Raw genomic sequence first — 21,886 nt, 5'->3', positions numbered from 1 at the left:
CAAAAGGGCTGACACTCGGGCCGGGATTTGTAAGGCTAGGGCCATGACGAGCGTGCAGAGCGAGACCGGCGTGCTGGCCGGCGACGAGCGGATGCTGATCGACGGCGAGCTGCAACACACCAGCAGCGGCGCCACATTCGACGTGGTCCATCCGGCCAGCGAGGAGGTGGCCGGGCAGGCGACCGACGGCACCGTCGAGGACATGGGCCGCGCGGTGGCCGCGGCGCGGCGGGCGTTCGACGAGACCGACTGGTCGCGCGACGTCGAATTCCGCTACCACTGCCTGATGCAGCTGCACGCCGCGCTGGAGCGTGACGCCGAACGGCTGCGGCGCATCCTGATCACCGAGGTGGGTTGCCCGGTGACGGTGTCGGGCAGCCAGATCGAGAGCCCGATCGCCGAGGTCAAGCACTGGGCCGAACACGGCCGTGGCTTCGACTACCTCGTCGACACCGGCGTGCACGAGACGCAGATGGGGCCCGCCCGTCGCAAGATCCACTACGAGCCGGTCGGTGTGGTCGGGGCGATCACGCCGTGGAATGTGCCGTTCTACCTCAACATCGCCGAGACGGTGCCCGCGCTGATGGCCGGCAACACCGTGGTGCTCAAGCCCGCGCAGCTGACGCCGTGGTCGGGCAGCGAGTACGGCCGCATCGTCGCCGAGGAGACCGACATCCCGCCCGGCGTGTTCAACGTCGTGGTGTCCAATGCCAACGAGGTGGGGGCGGCGCTGTCGGCCGATCCGCGCGTCGACATGATCACCTTCACCGGCTCGACGGCCACCGGGCGGGCGATCCTCGCGGCGGGCGCGGCGACGGTGAAGAAGACGCTGCTCGAACTCGGCGGCAAGTCTGCCCACATCGTGCTCGACGACGCCGACTTCAACTCCGCGCTGCCGCTGGCGGCGATGATGGCGTGCGTGATGAGCGGCCAGAGCTGCATCCTGCCGTCGCGAATCCTGTTGCCGCGCAGCCGATATGACGAAGGACTCGAGATCCTCAAGTCGATGATGGAGGGCTTTCCGGTCGGTGACCCGTGGACGCCGGGCAACATGCAGGGCCCGCAGATCAGCGAGACCCAACGCCAGAAGGTACTGGGGCTCATCCGCTCCGGCGTGGATTCCGGCGCGCGCCTGGTGACCGGCGGCGGGGTGCCCGAGCACCTGCCGACGGGCTACTACACCCAGCCCACCCTGCTCGCCGACGTCGACCCGGACAGCCAGGTGGCCCAGGAGGAGATCTTCGGCCCGGTGCTGACCGTCACCCCCTACGACAGCGACGACGAGGCCGTCGCGATCGCCAACAACTCCATCTACGGGCTGTCGGGCGAGGTCAGCGGCGGCGACGTGGACCGGGCGTTCGCGGTCGCCACCCGGATGCGCACCGGAAACGTCACCATCAACGGCAAGAGCCACTTCGGCATCACCAGCCCGTTCGGCGGCACCAAGCAGAGTGGGCTGGGCCGGCGCAACGGCGACGAGGGCTTCAAGGAGTACTTCGAGTCCAAGACCATCGGCATGCCCGACCCGGCGGCGTGAACCACGCCACCGACCACCGGGAGATCGAGGCGCTGCTCTACCGGTACGCCCGCGCCGTCGACACCAAGGACTGGGAGCTCTACCGCTCGGTGTTCACCGAGGACGCCGTCATCGACTACTCGGCGATGGGCATCCCGGCGGGCCCGCGGGACCGGGTCGCCGACTTCCTCGCCCAGGGCTTCGCGGCGATCCCGTGGAGCATGCACTACATCACCAACATCGAGATCCTCGAGTCGGACGGCGACAGCGCGACGGTCCGGGCGATGTTCCACAACCCGATGCAGCTGCCGGGGATGACCGAGATGTCCTCGTGCGGTGGCTATTACCACCACCAGCTGGTCCGCACGCCCGACGGCTGGCGCAGCCGGTCCCTGCGGGAGGACAACGTGTGGTTCGTCAACCGCCCGGCGACTCAGCCCTCGGCGGCCAACTGACCGCAGGCGGCGGCGATCTCGCGGCCGCGGGTGTCGCGCACCGTGCAGGACACCCCGCGCTCGCGCACCCGGCGGACGAACTCGCGCTCCGCCGGTTTCGGGCTGGCATCCCACTTGCTGCCCGGCGTCGGGTTGAGCGGGATGAGGTTGACGTGGGCCAGCGGTCCCAGCGCGCCGTGCAGTCGCCTGCCGAGCAGGTCGGCGCGCCACGGCTGGTCGTTGACGTCGCGGATCAGTGCGTACTCGATCGACACCCGCCGGCCGGTGGTGTCCGCGTAGTACTTTGCCGCGTCCAGCACTTCGGTGACGTTCCAGCGGTTGTTGACCGGGACGAGGGTGTCGCGCAGCTCGTCGTCGGGCGCGTGCAGCGACAGCGCCAGCGTGACGTTGAGGCGCTCGTCGGCGAGCTTGCGGATCGCGGGCGCCAGTCCCACCGTCGACACCGTCACCGACCGCGCGGAGATGCCGAACCCGTTGGGCGGCGGCGCGATGATGCGTCGCACGGCGGCCAGCACGCGGTTGTAGTTGGCCAGCGGCTCGCCCATGCCCATGAACACGATGTTGGACAGCCGCCCACCACGTGCGGCGGGCGTGATCCCGTCGCCGTCGCGGTCCCGCAGTTCGGCGGCCGCGGCGCGCACCTGCTCGAGGATCTCGGCGGCCGACAGGTTGCGCGTGAGCCCGCCCTGGCCGGTGGCGCAGAACGGGCAGGCCATCCCGCAGCCGGCCTGTGACGAGATGCACACGGTGTTGCGGTCGGCGTAGCGCATCAGCACCGATTCGAAGGTGGTGCCGTCGACCGCCCGCCACAGCACCTTGCGGGTCTCCCCGGAGTCGCACTCGATCTCACGCACCGGGTCGATCAGGGCGGGGAACAGCGTCGCCGCAACGTCGTCGCGCACCGCGGCGGGCAGGTCCGTCATCTGGTGCGGGTCGGCGATCAGCCGGCCGTAGTACTGGTTGGCCAGCTGTTTTCCGCGGAAAGCCGGCAGCCCCAGTTCGGCGACGGCGGCGGCGCGGCCCGCTTCGTCGAGATCGGCGAGATGCCGCGGCGGCATGGCACGGCGCGGCGCATCGAAGACCAAAGGCAGGGATCCAGGCATGGGCAACTGTCAGTATCTCACCTGCGCGTGGCGGAAATTGAATGGCGAGCGCCGCCACCCGTCCCCCACGATGGGCTGATGGCCACCGCAACTCCAGCGCCCACGATGGGCGCCCGCTCGGCGACGGTGCTGACCTTCTTCTATGCGCTCGGCTATCCGATTGGCGCCCATGCTGTTTCGGTGATGTCGCCGATGGCGGTGCTGGTGCTGCGGTTCGGGCTGGCCGGCGGCATCATCGGCGGCTGGGCATGGGCCTCCAAAGTGACGTGGCCCACCGGCCGGGCGCTGGTGCACGTGCTGGTCAGCGGATTGCTCACCCAGGCCGTGCAGTTCATCTGCCTGTATCTGGCGCTGCTGCACGGCGCGCCCGCGGTGCTCGGCGCGGTGATCGTGTCGATGAACCCGGTGGTGACGGCGCTGCTCGCGGCCGCCGTGCTGCGTGAGCGGCTCACCTGGCGGCGGGTCGTGGCGCTCGCGCTCGGGATCGTCGCGGTGCTGGCGGCGTGCGCGGGCCGGCTCGTCGCGGTCGGCGGCGTCGACCCGGTGGTGCTGCTGCTGGTGGTGGCGCTGCTCGGACTGGCCGTCGGCGGGGTGTACCAGCAGCGGTTCTGCTCCGATGTCGACTTCCGGGCCACCGCGGCGCTGCAGAACGGCGTGTCGCTGCTGCCCGTCGCGGCGCTGGCGGCGGTGATGCCGTTGACGGTGACCGACCCGTGGCAGGCGGCAGGCGCGGTGGCGGCCGTGGTGCTGCTGAACGCGGTGCTGGGGATGACGCTGTTCGTCCGGGCGGTCAACAACTACGGGGCGGCGGCGGTGGCGATGCTGTTCGCGGTGATCCCCGCCGTGGCCGGACTGCTGTCGTGGCTGATGCTGGACCAGCGTCCCGACATCGGCATCGCGGTCGGGCTGGTGGTCGGCGCCGCGGCCTGCTGGCTGAACAGCTCGGCGTCACGCCATGCCGCGTCAGGGTCCGGCGGGCAGGAGCGAAGCGACAGGGGGTCAGGGTCCGGCGGGCAGGAGCGAAGCGACAGGGGGTCAGGGTCCGGCGGGCAGGAGCGAAGCGACAGGGGGTCAGGCCAGCAGCGTCAGCACGATCCAGCCGGCGACGGCGGACGGGAGCATCGCGTCGATGCGGTCCATGATCCCGCCGTGCCCCGGAAGTAGCGTGCCCATGTCCTTGATGCCGAGGTCGCGCTTGACCTGGGACTCGACGAGGTCGCCGAGCACTCCGGTGATCACCAGCATCAGACCCAGCGGCACCCCGACCCAGGCGGGTTTGTCCAGCACGAACGTCACCGCCAGCACGGCCGCGGTGATGCCGAAGACCAGCGAGCCACCCAGCCCCTCCCACGACTTCTTCGGGCTGATCGCAGGCGCCATCGTGTGCTTGCCGAACAGCACCCCGGCCGCGTAACCGCCGATGTCCGCGAGGACCACCGTGAGGATCACGGTGAACACCCGGCCGCCACCGTGGTCCTGGAAGATCAGCAGCGCACTGAAACTCGCGAAGAGCGGCACCCACGTCGCGATCAGCACCGCCGCGGACATGTCGCGCAGATAGTTGACCGGCTGCGTGCGCAGCCCGTGCCCGAGCAGGCGCCACACCATGCAGACCACGATCGTGCCGCCGAAGGCGCCGACCAGGCCGGTCGGGCCGAAGGGCCACGTCAGCCAGATCATCGCCTGGCCGCCGAGCAGCAGCGGGATCGCGGGGAGTTCGTAGCCGGCCTCACCCAGCCTGCGGATCACCTCGTGGGTGGCGACCGGGATGAAGACCGCCAGCACCGGCAGCCATCCGATCGGCGCGAACAGCAGGACGCCGATGGCCATCCCGCCGAGCAGCACGCCGACACCGATGGCTGCGGGCAGGTTTCGGCCCGCCCGCGACTTCTTCTTGGGCGGTTCGTCGACCGGCGTGTCTGTCACGGGACGTGTCTGCTGATCGGCCACTAGACCTCCAGCAACTCGCCCTCTTTGTGTTTGACCAAGTCGTCGATCTGGCTGGTGTAGGTGTGGGTGCTCTTGTCGAGATCCTTCTCGGCGCGGCTCACCTCGTCCTCACCCGCCTCGCCGTCCTTCTTGATCCGGCCGAGTTCCTCCATCGCCTTGCGGCGGATGTTGCGGATCGACACCCGGGCGTCCTCACCCTTCGACTTGGCCTGCTTGACCAGGTCGCGACGACGCTCCTCGGTCAGCTGCGGGATGGAGATGCGGATCACGTTGCCGTCGTTCGTCGGGTTCACCCCGAGGTCAGAGTTGCGGATCGCGTCCTCGATGTTGCGCAGCAGGTTCGTTTCGTAGGGCTTGATCACGACGAGCCGGGCCTCGGGGACGTTGATGCTCGACAGCTGCGTGATCGGCGTCATCGCGCCGTAGTAGTCGATGTTGACCCGCGAGAACATCCCCGGGTTGGCGCGACCGGTGCGAATCGACGCGAGGTCGTCGCGCGCCACCGAAACGGCCTTCTCCATCTTCTCCTCGGCATCGAAGAGAGTTTCGTCGATCACGTCACCTTCTCCCGTCGCTCGCCCATGGACGCTTCGTCCCGGTCACGTGGTGACCAGCGTCCCGATCTTCTCACCTGCCACCGCCCGGGCGATATTGCCGTCGGTGAGCAGGTTGAACACCAGGATCGGCATGCCGTTGTCCATGCACAGGCTGAACGCGGTGGCGTCGGCCACCCGCAGTCCGCGGTCGATGACCTCGCGATGCGTGATCGCAGTCAGCAGCTCGGCGTTGGGATCCTCGCGCGGGTCGGCAGTGAACACCCCATCGACGGCCTTGGCCATCAGCACCACCTCGGCGCCGATCTCGAGGGCGCGCTGAGCGGCGGTGGTGTCGGTGGAGAAGTACGGCAGACCCATACCGGCGCCGAAGATCACCACCCGCCCCTTCTCGAGGTGCCTGCGGGCCCGCAGCGGGATGTAGGGCTCGGCGACCTGACCCATGGTGATCGCGGTCTGCACCCGGGTGTCGATGCCCTCCTTCTGCAGGAAGTCCTGCAGCGCAAGGCTGTTCATCACTGTGCCGAGCATGCCCATGTAGTCGCTGCGGGTGCGCTCCATGCCGCGCTGCTGCAGCTGGGCGCCGCGGAAGAAGTTGCCGCCGCCGATCACCACGGCGACCTGCGCGCCGCTTCGCACCACCTCCGCGATCTGCCGGGCGACGAGGGCCACCACATCGGGGTCGAGGCCCACCTGCCCGCCGCCGAACATCTCACCGCCCAGCTTGAGCAGCACACGGGTGTACATCGGCCGGATCGGCGGTGTCGCGATGTCGCTGGTTGCCGCCATCCGACTCCTTCGGGGTGCTCGCGCGGGAAGACCATCCCGGCGCATGCGCGGGGGACGGCTCCCCTGATCCTGCCAAATCGTACGGGTTGGCTCGTCGACGGGCGGGCACGACATTGCAATCGGCGGCAATCCCCGCCCTGCTGCGGTTGGATGGCCCGGTGGCCTCCATATCCCGCAGCCGGACGATCGCTGCGCCTCCGCAGGTGATCTTCGACGTCCTCGCCGACTTCGGCGCCCTGAGCACCTGGGCCGACGACGTCACCGAATCCAGCGTGCTCGACCAAGGGTCCGACGGCCCGCTCGGCACCAGCCGCCGGGTGAAGGTCGGGCGCGACACCCTGGTGGAGACCATCACGGAGTTCGACGCGCCCAGGGCGCTGGCCTACGACATCGAGGGCCTGCCCAAGATCCTGCGGGACGTGTCGAACCGGTGGACGCTGCGGCCCGGCAACGGGTCGACCGACGTGACGGTGACCAGTTCCGTGCGGGTCAGCGCCGGGCCGGTGTCGAAGGTGGCCGAGTGGGTGGTCACCCGCGTGATGGCCCGCAAGTCCGACGGGATGCTCGCCGGGATGGCCCGTCGCACCGAAACCGGATAGACCGACCGGGCCTCAGCTCAGGTGGGCCGTCAGCAGCCAGGCGGGCATCGACTTCCGGCCGCCGGCCTCGTCGCGCAGATCCTTCATTCCGAAGACCTCGGCGACGGGCATCTCGGCGGGCAGGTTGGCGTGAATGCGGGCGGGCCGGATCTCGTCGATCTCCCAGTACCTGCCGACGACGTCGCGAAGCTCCTCGGCGGTGACGGCGTTGATCGGGCTCTCGTCAGGCATGCCCGAGGAGTCGAAGACCAGCACGAAGTACGACGCACCCGGCGCCGCGGCGCGCACGATCGACTGCTGGTAGCCCTCGCGCAGTTCGACCGGCATCGAGTGGAACAGGGTGGAGTCGACGATCGTGCCGAACCGGCCGTCGTAGCCGGTGAACGCGCTGATGTCGGCCACCTCGTAGGTGGCGTTGGCGAGCCCGCGCCTGGCGGCCTCGGCGCGGGCGAGCTCGATCGCCGTCGGCGACTGGTCGAGGCCCACCGTGGTGAAGCCGCGCTCGGCGAGATACAGCGACACGGCCGCCTCGCCACAGCCCGCGTCGAGCACGTCGCCGTGGACCTTGCCCGCCTCGATCAGCGCGGCGATCTCGGGCTGCGGTTCGTCGATGCTCCACGGCGGCCGGTTGCCCGCGCCCAGGTCGCCGGCGTCGCGGCGGTAGGCCGACTCGAACATCACGTTCAGCTCTTCAGGAGGGTTCGTCATACCCCCGGTATATCAATGTAGTTGATATATGTCAATATGCTTGATATGGATGCGCGTGAGGATCAGCCGCTCGGCTATCTGCTGCACCGGGTGGCCTACGCGCTGCGCACCGAGGTGACCGCGACGGTGCTCGACCCGCTCGGGCTGTCCTTCCCGCAGTACCTCTGCATGCGAGTGCTGTCGAAATCCCCCGGCCGGTCCAATGCCGAACTCGCCCGCGACATGTACGTCTCACCGCAGGCGATGAACACCGTCGTGCGCAGCCTGCAGGACCGCGGGCTGGTCACCCGCCCGGCGTCGGTGGCGTCGGGCCGCTCGCTGCCCGCGGAACTGACGAGCGGGGGCCGAGACACCCTGTCCCGCACCGACTCCGGGGTGCGCGCCGCCGAGCAGCGGCTGATGGCGAACCTGAGCGACGCGCAGCGCCGCGACTTCAAGCGCATCCTCGTCGCCCTCGGCGCCGACTGACGCGCCGACACGACGGTTGTTGCCCGGATCCTGCCGGAATCGGTCATCAACCGTAGGGTCGGCGGGGATGACCGGGCACGTCTACGTCTCCCGCCTGCTGACCGACCGGGCGATGGCCAGGCTACGCGCGCTGGGGCGGCCGGTCCGCGCCGGCAGTGACGACCCGCCCAGCCGGGCCGAGTTGACCGCCGGGATCGCCGGCGCCGCCGCGGCCGTCGTGACGCTGACCGAGCGCATCGACGCCGAGGTGCTCGCCGCCGCAGGCCCTGCGCTGCGGATCGTCGCGAACGTCGCCGTCGGCTACGACAACATCGACGTGCCCGCGGCCGCCGAGTCCGGCGTCGTCGTCACCAACACCCCCGGCGTGCTCGACCGCGCCACCGCGGACCACACCTTCGCCCTGATCCTGGCGGCCACCCGGCGGCTCCTCGACGGCGACCGGTTGATTCGCTCCCGGGAGCCGTGGGTCTGGGGGCCGCGGATGCTGATCGGTCTGGACGTCAGCGCGGGCGCGACGCTGGGCGTCCTCGGCTACGGCCGCATCGGGCGCGCCGTCGCCCGCCGCGCCAAGGCGTTCGACATGACGGTGCTGGCGGTCGCCAGGAGCCGCACGCCGGGCACCGAGGAGGACGGCGTCACGTTCGTCGACACCGCCACGCTGCTCGCCGAGAGCGACGTGGTGACCGTGTTGACGCCGCTGACACCCGAGACCCGCCACCTGATCGACGCCACCGCCCTGACCGCGATGAAACCGACGGCCTACCTGGTCAACACCGCACGCGGCGGCATCGTCGACGAGCGCGCACTCGTCGACGCCCTGCACGCCGGCCGTCTGGGTGGCGCCGCGCTGGATGTGTTCGAGAATGAACCGCATGTCGATCCCGCACTGCTCGACGCGCCCAACCTGGTCCTCACCCCGCACATCGCCAGCGCGGGCGAGGCGACCCGCGACGCCATGGGCATCCTCGCCGCCGACAACGTCGACGCCGTGCTGTCCGGTCGCGAAGCGTTGACACCGGTCCGATGAAGATCGTCCTCGCACCGGACTCGTTCAAGGAGTCGATGACCGCCGCCGAGGCGATCGCCGCGATGCGCGACGGCGTTGCGGCCGCGCTGCCCGACGCCGAGTGTGTCGGCGTGCCGATGGCCGACGGCGGCGAGGGCACGGTCGACGCGGTGGTCGACGCCCTCGGCGGCAGCCACGTCACCGTCGAGGCCGCCGACGCACTGGGCCGCCCCGTCCCCGCCACGTACGGCTACGTCGCCGACCGTGGGCTGGCCGTCATCGAGATGGCCGCGGCGGCCGGACTGGAACGCATCGCAACCGCCGAGCGGGATGTGTTGCGGGCGAGCACGTTCGGCGTCGGCCAGCTGATCACCTCGGCGCTCGACCGCGGCGCCGCCGAGTTCCTCATCGGCCTGGGCGGGTCGGCCACCAACGACGCGGGCGCAGGCATGTTGACCGCACTCGGAGCGGTGCTGCTCGACGCCGACGGCGCTCCCCTACCGCCTGGCGGCGCCGCGCTCGAGCGCCTCGACCGGGTCGACCTCACTGGGCTGGACCCGCGCCTGGCCGCCGCGCGTTTCAGGCTGGCGTGCGACGTCACCGCACCGCTGCTGGGCCCCGGCGGTGCGAGTGCGGTGTTCGGGCCGCAGAAGGGCGCTGGGCCGGCCGACGTCGAGCGGCTGGAATCGGCGCTGGCCCGGTTCTCCGCGGTCGTCGGCGCAACCCACGTCGACACGCCCGGCGCCGGCGCGGCGGGCGGCTTGGGCTTCGCCCTGCTGCAGTTCCTCGACGCCGAGACCCGCCCCGGGGTGGAGGTGATCGCCGAGACCGTCGGCCTCGAGGCGGCGATTTCCGGTGCCGACTGGGTGTTCACCGGCGAGGGTGGGGTCGACGCGCAGACCATGCTCGGCAAGACGCCGTTCGGTGTCGCGCAGGTGGCCGCGCGCGCCGGGGCGCGGGTGGTGATCTTCGCCGGCCGGGTCGGCGACGACGCGGCGGTGCTGCTCGATCACGGGGTGGACGAGATCGTCGGGATCACTGCCCCGGGCACACCGCTGGCCGAGGCGCTGCGCACCGGCCCGCAGTCGTTGGCCCGGGCCTGCGCCGAGGTGTGCCGCCGGCTCTAGGCGTCCTGGATCCTCGCCCAGGGCCGGGCCTGTTCGAGTTCGTAGGCCAGCCCGAGCAGCCGGGCCTCGTGACCGAGGGTGGCCGACAGCATCATGCCGACGGGCAACCCGTCCGACGACTCGGCAAGCGGCAGCGAGATCGCCGGGTCACCGGTGACGTTCTGCAGCGGCGTGAACGCCACCCAGTCCATCAGCCGGTCGATGATCTGCTGATAGTCCGCGGTCGGGTCCAGATGCCCGACGCGGGGTGTCACCTGGGCCAGTGTCGGGGTGAGCAGGACGTCGTGATCGGCGGCGAGCCGGTTGGTGATGCGGCGCGCCTGCGACAGCCGCGCCATGGCCAGCGGCAGCCGGTGCAGGTTGCGTGCGGCATGCAGTTCCAGGCCGAGGGTGAGGTTGTCGAGCTTGTCGCGCTGGAAGCTCGGGCCGAACGTCCGGCGGCCGCCACGCACCAGCGCGAACGACATCAGCGCCCAGTACAGCAGGAAGTCGTCGCCGAACGTCTTGGGCACCGGTGGGTTCTCGATCTGTGTCACCCGGTGACCCAGTTCCTCGAGCAGCGCGGCGGTCTTCAGCGTGAGCTCACGCACCTCGGGGCTGGAGTCGCGCTCGATCGAGCGGGTGCACACCGCGATCCGCAGCCGCTGCCGGGCCGGGCCGGTGACGTCGCCGACCGGCAACAGCTTCGGATGCCGGTACACCCGTTCGGCTTCCCGGTAGAACGCCGCGGTGTCGCGCACCGACCGGGTGAGCACGCCGTTGGCGACGATGCGGATCGGCATCTGGCGCATCTGCCGGTCGAGCGGCAGCCTGCCGCGCGACGGCTTGAGTCCGACCAGCCCGTTGCAGGCGGCGGGGATCCGGATCGAGCCGCCGCCGTCGTTGGCGTGCGCGATCGGCACCACGCCGGCGGCCACGAACGCTGCGGATCCCGACGACGAGGCGCCCGCGGTGTGCTCGGGGTTCCACGGGTTGCGCACCGGGCCCAGCCGCGGGTGCTCTGCGGCGGCGCTGAAGCCGAACTCCGAGAGCTGTGTCTTGCCCAGCGGGATCAGGCCGGTGGCGAGGAAGGCGCGTGCGAAGTCGCCGTCGAGCCGCTGCGGGCGGGGATCCCACGCATCGGTGCCCTCCATCGTCGGCATGCCCGCGACGGCCACGTTGTCCTTCAGAAAGGACGGGACACCGTCGAAGAAGCCGCCGTACGGCGTTCGCGCCCCGGCCCTTTCGCGAGCGCGCTCGAAGGCGCGGTAGGCCAAGCCGTTCAGCCGGGGGTTGACCGCCTCGGTGCGCGCGATCGCCGCGTCGACGAGTTCGGCGGCCGACACCCGGCCCGCCCGCAGCGCGTCGACCAGGCCGACGGCGTCGCGGTCACCGAGGGCGTCGTCGCGGAAGGCCGTAATACGACTCATGCGCCGACGGTACCAAGTGGTACCGCCGGCGCATGAGAGTGAGTCGCGTCAGCTGTGCTGGGCCGTCAGGCCTGGCCGACCTCGAAGCGGACGAAGCGCGTCACGGTCACGCCCGCATCGTCCAGCAGCGCCTTGACGGTCTTCTTGCTGTCCGACACCGACGGCTGCTCGAGCAGCACGACGTCCTTGTAGTAGCCGTTCACCCGGCCGTCGACGATCTTGGTCAGCGCCTGCTCGGGCTTGCCCTCGTTGCGGGCGGTTTCCTCGGCGATACGACGCTCGTTGGCCACGAGGTCCTCCGGCACGTCCTCACGGGTGAGGTAGCGGGCCTTCAGCGCGGCGATCTGCAGCGCCACCGCATGCGCGGCCGCGGCGCCGTTCTCGCCGCCGCCCTCGTACTCCACCAGCACACCCACGGCCGGCGGTAGGTCCGCGGCGCGCTTGTGCAGGTAGGTCTCGACGTTGCCGCCGAAGTACGTGGCACGACGCAGTTCGAGCTTCTCGCCGATCTTGGCGCTCAGATCGGCGATGGTCTGCTCGACGGTCGTGTCACCGACCTTGGCCGCCTTGAGCGCGTCGACGTCTTCCGCCTTCGATTCCGCGGCGGCGGCGACGATCTGGTCGGCCACTGCTTGGAACTCGGCGTTCTTCGCGACGAAGTCGGTCTCGGAGTTGATCTCGATCAGCGCGCCGTTCTTGGCCGCGACAAGGCCCTCGGCGGTGGCCCGCTCGGCACGCTTGCCGACGTCCTTGGCGCCCTTGATGCGCAGCAACTCCACAGCCTTGTCGAAGTCGCCGTCGGCGTCGACGAGCGCATTCTTCGACGCGAGCATGCCGGCGCCGGTCAGCTCCCGAAGTCGCTTGACGTCGGCAGCGGTGTAGTTCGCCATTTCAGCCTTCCCTATGGGTTCGCAGGGGTGGTGGGTTCGGTCTGGATGTCGGCCTCCGGGGTGCCGGGCTCGGCGCCCGCGGCGGTCGGCGACGCGGTGGCAGTCGCGGTGGCGGACGCCAGCAGCTCCTGCTCCCACTCGGTCAACGGCTCGGCGGCACCGTCGGCGTCGGGCTTGTCACCCGTGCGGCCGACGTTGGACCGGGCCTGCAGCCCCTCGGCGACCGCGGCGGCGATGACGCGGGTCAGCAGCGCGGCCGACCGGATCGCGTCGTCGTTACCCGGGATCGGGTAGTCGACGAGATCGGGATCGCAGTTGGTGTCGAGGATCGCGATGATCGGGATGTTGAGCTTGCGCGCCTCGGCCACCGCGAGGTGCTCCTTGTTGGTGTCGACGACCCAGATCGCCGACGGCACCTTCGCCATGTCGCGGATACCGCCGAGCGACCGCTCCAGCTTGTTCTTCTCGCGGGTCAGCATCAGGATTTCCTTCTTGGTGCGACCCTCGAAGCCACCGGTCTGCTCCATGGTCTCGAGTTCCTTCATCCGCTGAAGGCGCTTGTGCACGGTGGAGAAGTTGGTGAGCATGCCGCCCAGCCAGCGCTGGTTCACATAGGGCATGCCGACGCGGGTGGCCTCTGCGGCGATCGATTCCTGCGCCTGCTTCTTGGTGCCGACCATCATGATCGAGCCACCGTGCGCGACGGTCTCCTTGACGAACTCGTACGCCTTGTCGATGTACGTCAGCGTCTGCTGCAGGTCGATGATGTAGATGCCGTTGCGGTCGGTGAAGATGAACCGCTTCATCTTGGGATTCCAGCGACGGGTCTGGTGCCCGAAGTGGGTGCCGCTGTCCAGCAGCTGCTTCATGGTCACGACGGCCATGGGTGTACCCAGCCTTTACTTGTCGGTTGTCGCCCGGCGTCGGGGTGATGCCAGGCCCTGGTGTCTGCTGGTTGCCGGACCCGGCCGAAGTGATCTTCGGACGGGACCGCCGGCATCCGGGTAGAACCGCCGTGGGGCGGCCTGTGCAGACACGCGAAGTCAGCCCGCGCAAGCGAGCTGCGGTTAGCAGTTTACACCGTCTGACGGGGTGCTTTTGCCACGGTGACCTGGCCATCCACAGCTTCGGCGAGGGGCCTGGCGCAGCGGGCCTGTCGTGCGCTGAGCTGGACCGATGCGGTGGCTGATGCTGATCGTCGTGACGCTGACCGTGGCCGCACCCGCGCACGCCGACGGCGGACGCCTGGACTGGCCGCTGCGGCCGCGACCCGCTGTGGTGCGGGTGTTCGACGCGCCGACGCCCAATTGGCGGCGCGGGCATCGCGGTGTCGACCTGGCCGCCCCGCCCGGCGCGCCGGTGTACGCCGCGGCGGCGGGCACCGTGGTGTTCGCCGGCGAGCTGGCGGGCCGCCCCCTGGTCTCGATCGCCCACCCCGGCGGCCTGCGGACCAGCTACGAGCCGGTGCGGGCGACGGTGCGGCGCGGCCAGCTCGTCGCCCGGGGCACGGCGGTCGGTGTGCTCGACGCCGGTCACGCGGGCTGCCCGGCCGCGGCGTGCCTGCACTGGGGCGCGATGTGGGGGCCGGCGGCGCGTGCCGACTACGTCGACCCGCTCGGCCTGCTGGCGGGCACCCCGATCCGGCTCAAGCCGGTCGCCGGCTGAACTCCCGCACTTCCCGTAGCCCCGCGAGCGTGCGTGTCTGTGCGCGACACGCCGATGCGCAGCGGCACTACGCGCACGCTCGGCGGACCGCGGGAGTGCGCTCAAGGTCGAAACGTGACCACGGATGCTCACCGCGCAGGGCCACTTCGCGATTGCGCACCGGAAACCCTTGCGCTCGAGGCCGACTCGGGGCCCGCTTCGCGTGTGCGCTGCGACCGATAAACTCGGCGATCATGACGGAGCACGAAGCCGACATCGACCTCCCGATCGAATACCTCCCGGACGACGAGGGATTCCGTTGGTTGACGATCGACTCCCCGAACGCCGACATGACCGGGTGGCGCGTCGAGGTCGCCGACGACGCGCCGTGGTTGATCTTCCGCAGCATGAAGCCCGACGAGACGTACCGCGACGTTCGCGACTTCGAACGGATGCCGTTCTCGCTCATCGGCGAGAGATGGAGCGCTCCCGTGAACTGGGGCGAGCTCGTCGTCCGGTGGATCCCTCCGGAGTCCGCCGAACAGTCCGCCTGAACCTGCGGATCTATCGCGCGGGGATCAAGCCCGCGGGTGCGCCTGGTCGTGCACCGCCCGCAGCCGCGCGACGGTGACGTGCGTGTAGAGCTGCGTCGTGGCCAATGTGGAGTGGCCGAGCAGCTCCTGCACGATGCGCAGGTCGGCACCGCCCTCGAGCAGATGCGTTGCCGCGCTGTGCCGCAGCCCGTGTGGGCCGATGTCGGGTGCGCCGTCCACCGCCGCGACGGTCTGGTGCACGACCGTGCGCGCCTGCCGCTGGTCGAGCCGCCGGCCGCGGGCGCCGAGCAGCAGGGCGGGCCCGGAGTCGGAGGTGGCCAGGGCAGGCCTGCCGTCGGCCAGCCACGACGAGAGCGCCAGCAGCGCGGGCTCTCCGAACGGGACCGTCCGTTGCTTGTCGCCCTTGCCCAGCACCCGCAGCAAACGTCGCGAGGTGTCGACGTCGTCGACGTCGAGTCCGCACAGCTCGCTGACCCGGATCCCGGTCGCATACAGCAGCTCGACGATCAACCGGTCCCGCAGGGCGAGCGGATCATTCTGCTGCGCACCGGAAGTGGCGGCCGCCATGGCGTCGAGCGCCTGGTCCTGGCGCAGCACCGACGGCAGCGTGCGCCGGGCCTTGGGCAGCTGCAGCCGGGTGGCCGGATCGGTGGCGAGCAGGCCGCGGCGTACGGCCCACGCGGTGAACGTCTTGACCGCGGACGTCCGCCGGGCCAGCGTGGTGCGCGCGGCGCCGCCTCCGGCCTGCTCGGCGAGCCAGGATCGGAGCACCGGCAGGCTCAACCCGGCGATGCCGGCGCCGGGTAGCCGCCGGTCGACGAAGGCGAACAGCGATCGCAGGTCGCCGCCGTAGGCGCGGCGGGTGTGCGGCGAGCGCCCGCACTGCAGTTCGAGGTACTCGTCGAACTGGTCGAGGACCTCGTCGATCGTGGCCGTCACGCCCCTACCGTCGCAGAGCGCCCGCGGGTGTCTAGCCGACGCGCCGCAGCGTGTCCGGAGTGAGATCGGCCAGCGTCGGATAGCCGTCGACGGCCATCGTCAGGTCCGCCTCGGCCAGCAGTGACCGCAGCACGTGGACGACGCCGTCGGTGCCGCCGAGCGCCAGGCCGTAGGCGTAGGGCCGGCCGACGCCGACCGCGGTGGCGCCCAGCGCGAGCGCCTTGACGATGTCGGCGCCGCTGCGGATGCCCGAGTCGAAGAGCACCGGGAGTCCGTCGGCCGCGGAGACGACGTCGGGCAGGCAGTCGATGGCGGCCAGGCCGCCGTTGGCCTGCCGGCCGCCGTGGTTGGAGCAGTAGATGGCGTCGACGCCGCCGTCCTTCGCCCGCCGGGCGTCATCGGGATGGCAGATGCCCTTCACGATCAGCGGCAGGTCGGTCAACGACCGTAGCCAGGGCAGGTCGTCCCAGGTGACCGGGTTGCCGAACAGCGAGACCCAGTGCAGCACGGCGGCCTGGGGATTCTCCTCGGGTGTCTGCGCCAGCGCGGCGCGGAACACCGGGTCGCTGGTGTAGTTGGACAGGCATTTCCCGCGCAGCTGCGGGAAGTTCGACGTGGACAGGTCACGGGGTCGCCAGCCCGGCACCCAGGTGTCGAGGGTGACGATGATGCCCTTGTAGCCGGCGGCCTCGGCCCGGTGCACGAGGCTGGCGGCCAGGTCCCGATCGGTCGGGCAGTACAGCTGGAAGAAGCCCGGGGTGTCGCCGAATTCGGCGGCGACGTCCTCGAGCGGATCCTCGGTCAGCGTCGAGACGACCATCGGGACGCCGGTGCGCGCCGCGGCCTTGGCGGTGGCCACGTCGCCGTGCCCGCCCTGGGCGCAGATGCCGATCACGCCGATCGGCGCCATGAACACCGGGGACGGCAGGTCGAGTCCGAACAGGTTCAGCGACAGGTCGCGCTCGCGGGTCGCGCGGAACATCCGCGGCATCAGTCCCCAGTTGTCGAACGCGGTGCGGTTGAAGCGCTGGGTGCGTTCGTCGCCGGCGCCGCCCGCGACGTAGGAGTACACCGACGGCGGCATCGCGGCTTCGGCCTTGGCCTCCCAGTCCGCGAACGTCATCGGCATCGTGGGCAGGACGCCGGACAGGCCCTGCAGGTAGATCTCGAACTGGTAGTTACCGAAGGTCATGGCGGCCAGCGTGCCAGCCCCGCAGGGTCGGCGGCCAGCCCGGGTGTCAGCCGGCCTCGGCCTTGGCGAGCTCGGCCTTCCACTGCCGGAAGGTCTCCTCGGTGCGGCCGCGCCGCCAGTACCCGGAGATCGACGACGCCCACTTCGCGTCCACTTCGCGCTCCTTGCGGATGTACGCCCGCAGGTTGTGCATCACGGCCTGCGCCTCGCCATGGATGAACACCTGGACCTGACCCGGCATCCAGAGCGTCTCCTTCACCGCGGCGATCAGCGGCGCATGGTCACCCGCTCTCTCCTCGGGTACCAGGTCGGCCCGGCCACCGCGGTAGACCCAGATCACCGACACCCCCTCGGGGGCGGTGAGCTCGATCTGATCGTCGGGGCCCGCGACCTCGATGTAGGCCCGCCCGACGGCGTCGGCGGGCAACGCCTCGAGCGCCGCGCCGATGGCGGGCAGCGCCGCCTCGTCGCCGGCGAACAGGTACCAGTCGGCCTCGGGGTCCGGTGAGAACGCCCCGCTCGGCCCCATCAGGTACGCCGGTTGGCCGGGCTGGGCCGTGGCGGCCCACGGACCCGCCACGCCGTGTTCGCCGTGCACGACGAAGTCGATGGTGATCTCGCCGCGCTCGGCATCGACCCGGCGCACGGTGTAGGTCCGCACGGTGGGCTGCTGCTCAGCAGGCAGCGCGGCGAAGCTGTCCATCGTCAGCGGGGTCTCCAGCGCGGACACGTCGACCCCGGCCGGCACGAACACGAGCTTGACGTACGAGTCGGTGTTCTCGCCGGGCGTGAACGTGCCGAAGCCGCCGCTCTTCCCGTTGTGGCCATCAGTGTGGCCGTCGGTGTGGTTGCCGCCCAACACCACTCGGACCATGTGCGGTGCCAGCTGTTCGCTGCGCACCACCTCGAAGGTGTGTATCGGACGTCCCGCCACTGTGTTCCTCCACTACGTCTCGCCGTCGCCTCGACTATACGAGCGTGCCCGTCCCGGCGGCCTCCTACCGATTCCGGACCAGTTTCCAGCGGCCGTCGCGCTGCGTGACCAGGCCTGCGAGTTCCATCGCCGCCAGCGGGCCGATGACGCGCGGCCCCGGCACGCCCGCCGCCACCGCGATCTCGTCGACGGTCCGTCCACCGCGGGCGGGCAGCGCGTCGTACACCCGCCGCTGTGCGTCGTCGAGCCCGTCGAGCGGCGATGTCGGCCGCTGCTCTTCAGGAGCCAGCTCACCCATCCGGCCCACCAGTTCGACGACGTCCTCGGCCCGGGTGACCAGGTCGGCACCGTCGCGGAGCAGCCGGTGACAGCCGACCGACACCGACGACGTGACGGGTCCCGGCACCGCGCACACGATCCGGCCCAGCGTCCGTGCCCATCCGGCGGTACTGGCGGCCCCGCTGCGCGCGCCGGCCTCCACCACCACCGTGGCGCCCGACAGTGCGGCCACCAACCGGTTGCGGGTGAGGAACCGCAGCCGGCCGGGGCGCACGCCGGGCGGGTACTCGCTGACCACCAGGCCGTCCTCGGCGATGCGCCGCAGCAGCGCGGTGTGGCCTGCCGGATACGGCACGTCGATGCCTGCGGCCAGCACCGCGACCGTCAGCCCGTCGGATGCCAGCGCCGCGCGGTGCGCCACCCCGTCGATGCCGTAGGCGCCACCGGAGACCACGGCCACGTCGCGGGCGGCCAGCCCCGCGGAGAGGTCGGCGGCGACGTGCTCGCCGTAGGCCGTCGCCGCTCGGGTGCCGACCACCGCGGCGGCCCGACCCGGCACCTCGTCGAGGCGGGCTGCCCCGACCACCCACAGCACCAGCGGCGGGTGGCACTCCCGCGGCCGCGCCGACCGGCCGAAGGCCGCGAACGCGAGCACCGGCCACTCGTCGTCGCACGCCGTCACGATGCGGCCCCCGAGCCGTTCGACGGTGTCGAGATCATCCCGCGCGCAGTCGATGTCGCGACGCGCCTCGGTGTGGGTGGCCAACCGCTCCCCGACGGCGCCGCGGCGGATGCGGTCGGCCGCCTCTCGAGCGCCGACGCGGGCGACGAGATCGGCGAGCTCGGGACACGGCGGCTCGGCCACCCGCGAAAGGTAGGCCCAAGCCCGGGCATCGGCGTTCATCGCGCACCTCCGAACTGGCGGAAGCCCAGCGCCGTGACGACGTCGTCGATTTCCGGCGTGGAACGGCCTGCGAGATCGGCAAGTGTCCAGGCGACCCGCAGTGTGCGGTCCATACCCCGGATGGACAACTGGCCGGTGTCGACGGCGGTGCGCAGCGGTTTCATCGCCTGCTGGGACAACCGGAATCGGCGGCGCAGCAGCGCGCCGCTCACCTCGGCGTTGGTGCGGATGCCGTGCGATCGCCAGCGGTCCTCAGCCGCGGCACGGGCGGCGGCCACCCGCGCCCGCACCTTGCCGGTGGCTTCACCGTCCTCGACGGAGAACGCCCCGGTGCGCGCCGAGTGCATCTGCACCCGCAGGTCGACCCGGTCCATCAGCGGACCGGACAGCTTGCCGAGATAGCGGCGCTTCTCGGCACTGCCGCACATGCAGTCCTGCGGGTCGATCGGTGCGCACGGACACGGGTTGGCGGCCATCACCAGCTGGAACCGCGCGGGGTAACGCGCCACCCCGTCGCGACGGGCGAGCCGGATCTCGCCGTCTTCCAGTGGAGTTCGCAACGCCTCCAGTACGGGCAGGCCGACCTCGGCACACTCGTCGAGGAACAGCACCCCTCGGTGCGCCCGGCTCACCGCACCCGGGCGGGCCATCCCCGTGCCGCCGCCCACCAGTGCCGCCACGCTCGACGTGTGATGCGGCGCGACGAACGGCGGGCGAGTGATCAGGGGTGCGCTGCCCGACAGCAGGCCCGCCACCGATTGGATCGCCGTGACCTCGAGGGACTCCTCATGAGACAGCGGTGGTAAAAGCCCTGGAAGCCGTTGCGCCAGCATGGTTTTACCCACGCCTGGCGGTCCGGTCAACATCAGGTGGTGCGCACCGGCCGCCGCCACCTCGACGGCATAGCGGGCCTCTGTCTGTCCGACCACATCGGCCAGGTCCACCGTGTCGTCGGGCGTCGCGGGCGGTGCGATGATGCGTTCGGCGAGTGGCGCCTTGCCTGCCAGCCACGCCTGCAGCTGACCGAGGCTGCGGACGCCGAGCACGTCGATGCCGTCGATGAGGCTGGCCTCAGCGAGATTCTCCACCGGCACCACCACCGTCGGCCAGCCTTCCCGTTTGGCCGCAAGCACCGCGGGCAGCACGCCCTTGATCGCCCTCACCCGGCCGTCGAGCGCCAGTTCACCCAGCAGCACAGCCTTTTCCAGTCGCGGCCACTCCTTCTTCGAATGCGCCGACAGCACCGCCGACGCCAGCGCGATGTCGTAGACCGATCCCATCTTCGGCAGGGTGGCCGGTGAGAGGGCGAGCGTCAGGCGCCTCATCGGCCACTCGTAGCCGCAGTTGGTGATCGCCGCGCGCACCCGGTCGCGCGACTCCTGCAGCGCCGCGTCGGGCAACCCCACCAGGTGCACGCCGGGCAGACCGTTGGCGATATCGGCCTCGATCTCGACGATGTGGCCGTCCAGGCCGCGGACCGCCACCGAGAACGCCCGGCCGACCGCCATCTACCCCACCCCCTGCACGTGGATGATCTCCGGCACCGGGCGACGTCCGATGCGTACCCCGATGACATCCAGCCGCACCGACGCCCAGCTGTCGGTCTGACCTGCCAGCCAGATCCCCGCCAACCGCCGCAGCCTGCGCACCTTCTGCGGGGTGACCGCCTGCGCCACCCCGCCGAACCGGTCCGACGTCCGCGTCTTGACTTCGACGAACACCACCGCCCGCGCCGCCGGGTCGGTGGCGATGACGTCGAGTTCGCCGTAGCGGCACCGCCAGTTGCGAGCCAGTACCCGCAACCCGAGCGATGTCAGGTGTTCGACGGCGAGCTTTTCGCCGAGTGCGCCGATCTCGGCACGTGTCCACGTGGTCATGGCTGCCACGCTGGTCCGGCGCACCGACAGGGAAACGGAGTTCATCCCCAGCCTCGGGTTTGTCCACAGTGCGGGGAGGACCGGGTTTCGCAAGCGTTAAAAACGGGGTATACGGGCGCGTCCCATCCAGTCGAACTGCGAAGTCGCAGGAGGTCCACATGAGTGCCAGACCGACCCACGGCGTGGTCGACAGGGCCACCGACAGCGACGCTTTCGAATACGCGGCGCGCGCCGGCTTCGCCATCAGCGGGGTGCTGCACCTGCTCGTCGGCTACATCATCCTGCGCATCGCATTCGGGTCCGGCGGCAACGCCGACCAGTCCGGCGCGCTGTCCACGATCGGCAACCAGACCGGCGGCAAGATCATGCTGTGGATCGCGGCTGTGGGACTGGTCGCGCTGGGACTGTGGCGGCTGGCCGAAGCGGTGATCGGCTCCAAGCCCGGTGAGAGCTCCGGCCGGGGACAGGACGACTCGCCCGCCTGGAAGCGGGGCAAGGCCGTGGCGCTGGCGATCGTCAACTTCGCGATCGCGTTCTCGGCGGCGCGCTTCGCCACGGGCAGCGGCCAGTCCAGCGGCCAGCAGAACTCCGGCATGTCGGCGCAGTTGATGCAGTCGGGCTGGGGCAAGGTGCTGCTCGTCGCGGTCGGCCTCGGTGTGATCGGCGTCGGCGGCTACCACGTCTACAAGGGCGTGACAAAGAAGTTCTTCAAGGATCTGCGGGTGTCGGGCGGCAGCGGCGTCAAGGCCGTCGGCATCGCCGGCTACGTGGCCAAGGGCCTCGTGCTCGCCGGCGCGGGCATCTTGGTCATCGTCGCGACGCTGCAGGCTGATCCGGCCAAGGCCTCCGGACTGGACGCCGCGGTCAAGACCCTCGGCGAGGCGCCGTTCGGCAAGTTCCTGCTGGTGGTCGCCGCAGTCGGTATCGCCGCGTTCGGTGCCTACAGCTTCGTGCGGGCACGCTACGGGCGGATGTAGAACACCCACCGA

The 21,886-nt window shown here is 70.7% G+C and carries 24 protein-coding genes; 10 read left to right on the top strand and 14 right to left on the bottom strand.

Translation table 11 applies throughout. The annotated features are described in order from the left end of the window. The first annotated feature begins 43 nt into the window (after nt 1–43). Together AB0K11_RS16610 and AB0K11_RS16605 are read left to right on the top strand one after the other, a co-directional pair. A complete protein-coding gene (locus AB0K11_RS16610) occupies nt 44–1,537 on the top strand; it encodes an aldehyde dehydrogenase family protein (protein WP_364978692.1) in 1,494 nt (497 codons plus the stop codon). Continuing rightward, complete coding sequence (locus AB0K11_RS16605) at nt 1,534–1,971, top strand: nuclear transport factor 2 family protein (RefSeq protein WP_364978689.1); 438 nt, start codon at nt 1,534–1,536, stop codon at nt 1,969–1,971. The genes AB0K11_RS16610 and AB0K11_RS16605 overlap by 4 nt, the downstream gene beginning before the upstream one ends. Here AB0K11_RS16605 and rlmN read toward each other — a convergent pair. Further along, nucleotides 1,950–3,074 (bottom strand): 23S rRNA (adenine(2503)-C(2))-methyltransferase RlmN, encoded by a 1,125-nt coding sequence (gene rlmN / locus AB0K11_RS16600; protein WP_364978686.1) that lies wholly within the window; start codon nt 3,072–3,074, stop codon nt 1,950–1,952. The two genes, AB0K11_RS16605 and rlmN, sit on opposite strands and share 22 nt — an antisense overlap. 78 nt (nt 3,075–3,152) lie before the next feature. On the opposite strand from rlmN, the gene AB0K11_RS16595 reads away from it, so the two are divergent. Continuing rightward, nucleotides 3,153–4,238, top strand: a complete 1,086-nt coding sequence (locus AB0K11_RS16595; protein ID WP_364978683.1) for a DMT family transporter — start codon at nt 3,153–3,155, stop codon at nt 4,236–4,238. Here AB0K11_RS16595 and AB0K11_RS16590 read toward each other — a convergent pair. Genes AB0K11_RS16590 through pyrH form a run of 3 tightly spaced genes read right to left on the bottom strand, consistent with a single transcriptional unit; the run spans nt 4,146 to nt 6,367 of the window. Continuing rightward, nucleotides 4,146–5,024 (bottom strand): phosphatidate cytidylyltransferase, encoded by an 879-nt coding sequence (locus AB0K11_RS16590; RefSeq protein WP_364978680.1) that lies wholly within the window; start codon nt 5,022–5,024, stop codon nt 4,146–4,148. The two genes, AB0K11_RS16595 and AB0K11_RS16590, sit on opposite strands and share 93 nt — an antisense overlap. After that, the gene (gene frr, locus AB0K11_RS16585) at nt 5,024–5,581 is read right to left on the bottom strand and encodes a ribosome recycling factor (RefSeq protein ID WP_364978677.1); all 558 of its coding nucleotides are present in this window, start codon (nt 5,579–5,581) and stop codon (nt 5,024–5,026) included. The genes AB0K11_RS16590 and frr overlap by 1 nt, the downstream gene beginning before the upstream one ends. A 42-nt stretch (nt 5,582–5,623) precedes the next feature. Next, nucleotides 5,624–6,367 (bottom strand): UMP kinase, encoded by a 744-nt coding sequence (pyrH, locus tag AB0K11_RS16580; protein WP_364978674.1) that lies wholly within the window; start codon nt 6,365–6,367, stop codon nt 5,624–5,626. Nucleotides 6,368–6,507: 140 nt separating this feature from the next. Between pyrH and AB0K11_RS16575 the strand changes: the two genes are divergently transcribed. Then, complete coding sequence (locus tag AB0K11_RS16575) at nt 6,508–6,966, top strand: SRPBCC family protein (protein WP_364980380.1); 459 nt, start codon at nt 6,508–6,510, stop codon at nt 6,964–6,966. A gap of 12 nt (nt 6,967–6,978) precedes the next feature. On the opposite strand, the gene AB0K11_RS16570 is transcribed toward AB0K11_RS16575, so the two are convergent. Continuing rightward, a complete protein-coding gene (locus AB0K11_RS16570) occupies nt 6,979–7,674 on the bottom strand; it encodes a class I SAM-dependent methyltransferase (RefSeq protein WP_364978671.1) in 696 nt (231 codons plus the stop codon). A gap of 45 nt (nt 7,675–7,719) precedes the next feature. Between AB0K11_RS16570 and AB0K11_RS16565 the strand changes: the two genes are divergently transcribed. The 3 genes from AB0K11_RS16565 (at nt 7,720) to AB0K11_RS16555 (ending at nt 10,275) form a co-directional block, all read left to right on the top strand. After that, nucleotides 7,720–8,142, top strand: coding sequence for a MarR family transcriptional regulator (locus tag AB0K11_RS16565; protein WP_364978668.1), 423 nt, complete (start codon nt 7,720–7,722; stop codon nt 8,140–8,142). A gap of 67 nt (nt 8,143–8,209) precedes the next feature. Beyond that, nucleotides 8,210–9,169: a D-glycerate dehydrogenase gene (locus tag AB0K11_RS16560; RefSeq protein ID WP_364978666.1), complete on the top strand. Its 960-nt coding sequence runs from the start codon at nt 8,210–8,212 to the stop codon at nt 9,167–9,169. Further along, the gene (locus AB0K11_RS16555; protein WP_364978664.1) at nt 9,166–10,275 is read left to right on the top strand and encodes a glycerate kinase; all 1,110 of its coding nucleotides are present in this window, start codon (nt 9,166–9,168) and stop codon (nt 10,273–10,275) included. Before AB0K11_RS16560 ends, AB0K11_RS16555 begins: the two co-directional genes overlap by 4 nt. Here the strand turns inward: AB0K11_RS16555 and AB0K11_RS16550 are convergent. The 3 genes from AB0K11_RS16550 to rpsB all read right to left on the bottom strand — a co-directional run bounded on the left by AB0K11_RS16550 (nt 10,272) and on the right by rpsB (nt 13,458). Further along, a complete protein-coding gene (locus AB0K11_RS16550) occupies nt 10,272–11,684 on the bottom strand; it encodes an amidase (RefSeq protein ID WP_364978663.1) in 1,413 nt (470 codons plus the stop codon). The genes AB0K11_RS16555 and AB0K11_RS16550 overlap by 4 nt on opposite strands. 65 nt (nt 11,685–11,749) lie before the next feature. Beyond that, the gene (tsf, locus tag AB0K11_RS16545; RefSeq protein WP_364978660.1) at nt 11,750–12,574 is read right to left on the bottom strand and encodes a translation elongation factor Ts; all 825 of its coding nucleotides are present in this window, start codon (nt 12,572–12,574) and stop codon (nt 11,750–11,752) included. A gap of 11 nt (nt 12,575–12,585) precedes the next feature. Next, nucleotides 12,586–13,458 carry a 30S ribosomal protein S2 gene (gene rpsB / locus AB0K11_RS16540; protein WP_264015333.1) on the bottom strand — a complete coding sequence of 291 codons (873 nt, stop codon included), beginning with the start codon at nt 13,456–13,458 and terminating at the stop codon, nt 12,586–12,588. 292 nt (nt 13,459–13,750) lie between these two features. Between rpsB and AB0K11_RS16535 the strand changes: the two genes are divergently transcribed. Both AB0K11_RS16535 and AB0K11_RS16530 read left to right on the top strand, forming a co-directional pair. Then, entirely contained in the window at nt 13,751–14,239 is a 489-nt protein-coding gene (locus AB0K11_RS16535) for a M23 family metallopeptidase (RefSeq protein WP_364978656.1), read from the top strand. A 233-nt stretch (nt 14,240–14,472) separates the two neighbouring features. Beyond that, a complete protein-coding gene (locus AB0K11_RS16530; protein WP_364978653.1) occupies nt 14,473–14,772 on the top strand; it encodes a hypothetical protein in 300 nt (99 codons plus the stop codon). Nucleotides 14,773–14,796: 24 nt separating this feature from the next. Here AB0K11_RS16530 and AB0K11_RS16525 read toward each other — a convergent pair whose 3' ends face one another. The 6 genes from AB0K11_RS16525 to AB0K11_RS16500 all read right to left on the bottom strand — a co-directional run bounded on the left by AB0K11_RS16525 (nt 14,797) and on the right by AB0K11_RS16500 (nt 20,897). Next, nucleotides 14,797–15,699: a tyrosine recombinase XerC gene (locus tag AB0K11_RS16525; RefSeq protein ID WP_364980377.1), complete on the bottom strand. Its 903-nt coding sequence runs from the start codon at nt 15,697–15,699 to the stop codon at nt 14,797–14,799. Between the two features lie 43 nt (nt 15,700–15,742). Beyond that, complete coding sequence (locus AB0K11_RS16520) at nt 15,743–16,903, bottom strand: lactate 2-monooxygenase (protein ID WP_364978650.1); 1,161 nt, start codon at nt 16,901–16,903, stop codon at nt 15,743–15,745. A gap of 46 nt (nt 16,904–16,949) precedes the next feature. Next, nucleotides 16,950–17,837 carry a siderophore-interacting protein gene (locus AB0K11_RS16515; RefSeq protein WP_364978647.1) on the bottom strand — a complete coding sequence of 296 codons (888 nt, stop codon included), beginning with the start codon at nt 17,835–17,837 and terminating at the stop codon, nt 16,950–16,952. 64 nt (nt 17,838–17,901) lie between these two features. Beyond that, nucleotides 17,902–19,020 carry a DNA-processing protein DprA gene (gene dprA, locus AB0K11_RS16510; protein ID WP_364978643.1) on the bottom strand — a complete coding sequence of 373 codons (1,119 nt, stop codon included), beginning with the start codon at nt 19,018–19,020 and terminating at the stop codon, nt 17,902–17,904. Beyond that, nucleotides 19,017–20,528, bottom strand: a complete 1,512-nt coding sequence (locus AB0K11_RS16505; protein WP_364978640.1) for a YifB family Mg chelatase-like AAA ATPase — start codon at nt 20,526–20,528, stop codon at nt 19,017–19,019. The genes dprA and AB0K11_RS16505 overlap by 4 nt, the downstream gene beginning before the upstream one ends. Continuing rightward, nucleotides 20,529–20,897: a YraN family protein gene (locus AB0K11_RS16500; protein ID WP_364978637.1), complete on the bottom strand. Its 369-nt coding sequence runs from the start codon at nt 20,895–20,897 to the stop codon at nt 20,529–20,531. 158 nt (nt 20,898–21,055) lie between these two features. Here AB0K11_RS16500 and AB0K11_RS16495 point away from each other — a divergent pair, with 158 nt between their 5' ends. Continuing rightward, entirely contained in the window at nt 21,056–21,874 is an 819-nt protein-coding gene (locus AB0K11_RS16495) for a DUF1206 domain-containing protein (RefSeq protein WP_364978634.1), read from the top strand. The last annotated feature ends 12 nt before the right edge of the window (nt 21,875–21,886 follow it).

This window comes from Mycobacterium sp. NPDC050551 (assembly GCF_040674075.1).
Taxonomy (GTDB): domain Bacteria; phylum Actinomycetota; class Actinomycetes; order Mycobacteriales; family Mycobacteriaceae; genus Mycobacterium.
This window is presented reverse-complemented; position numbering and strand designations above follow the sequence as displayed.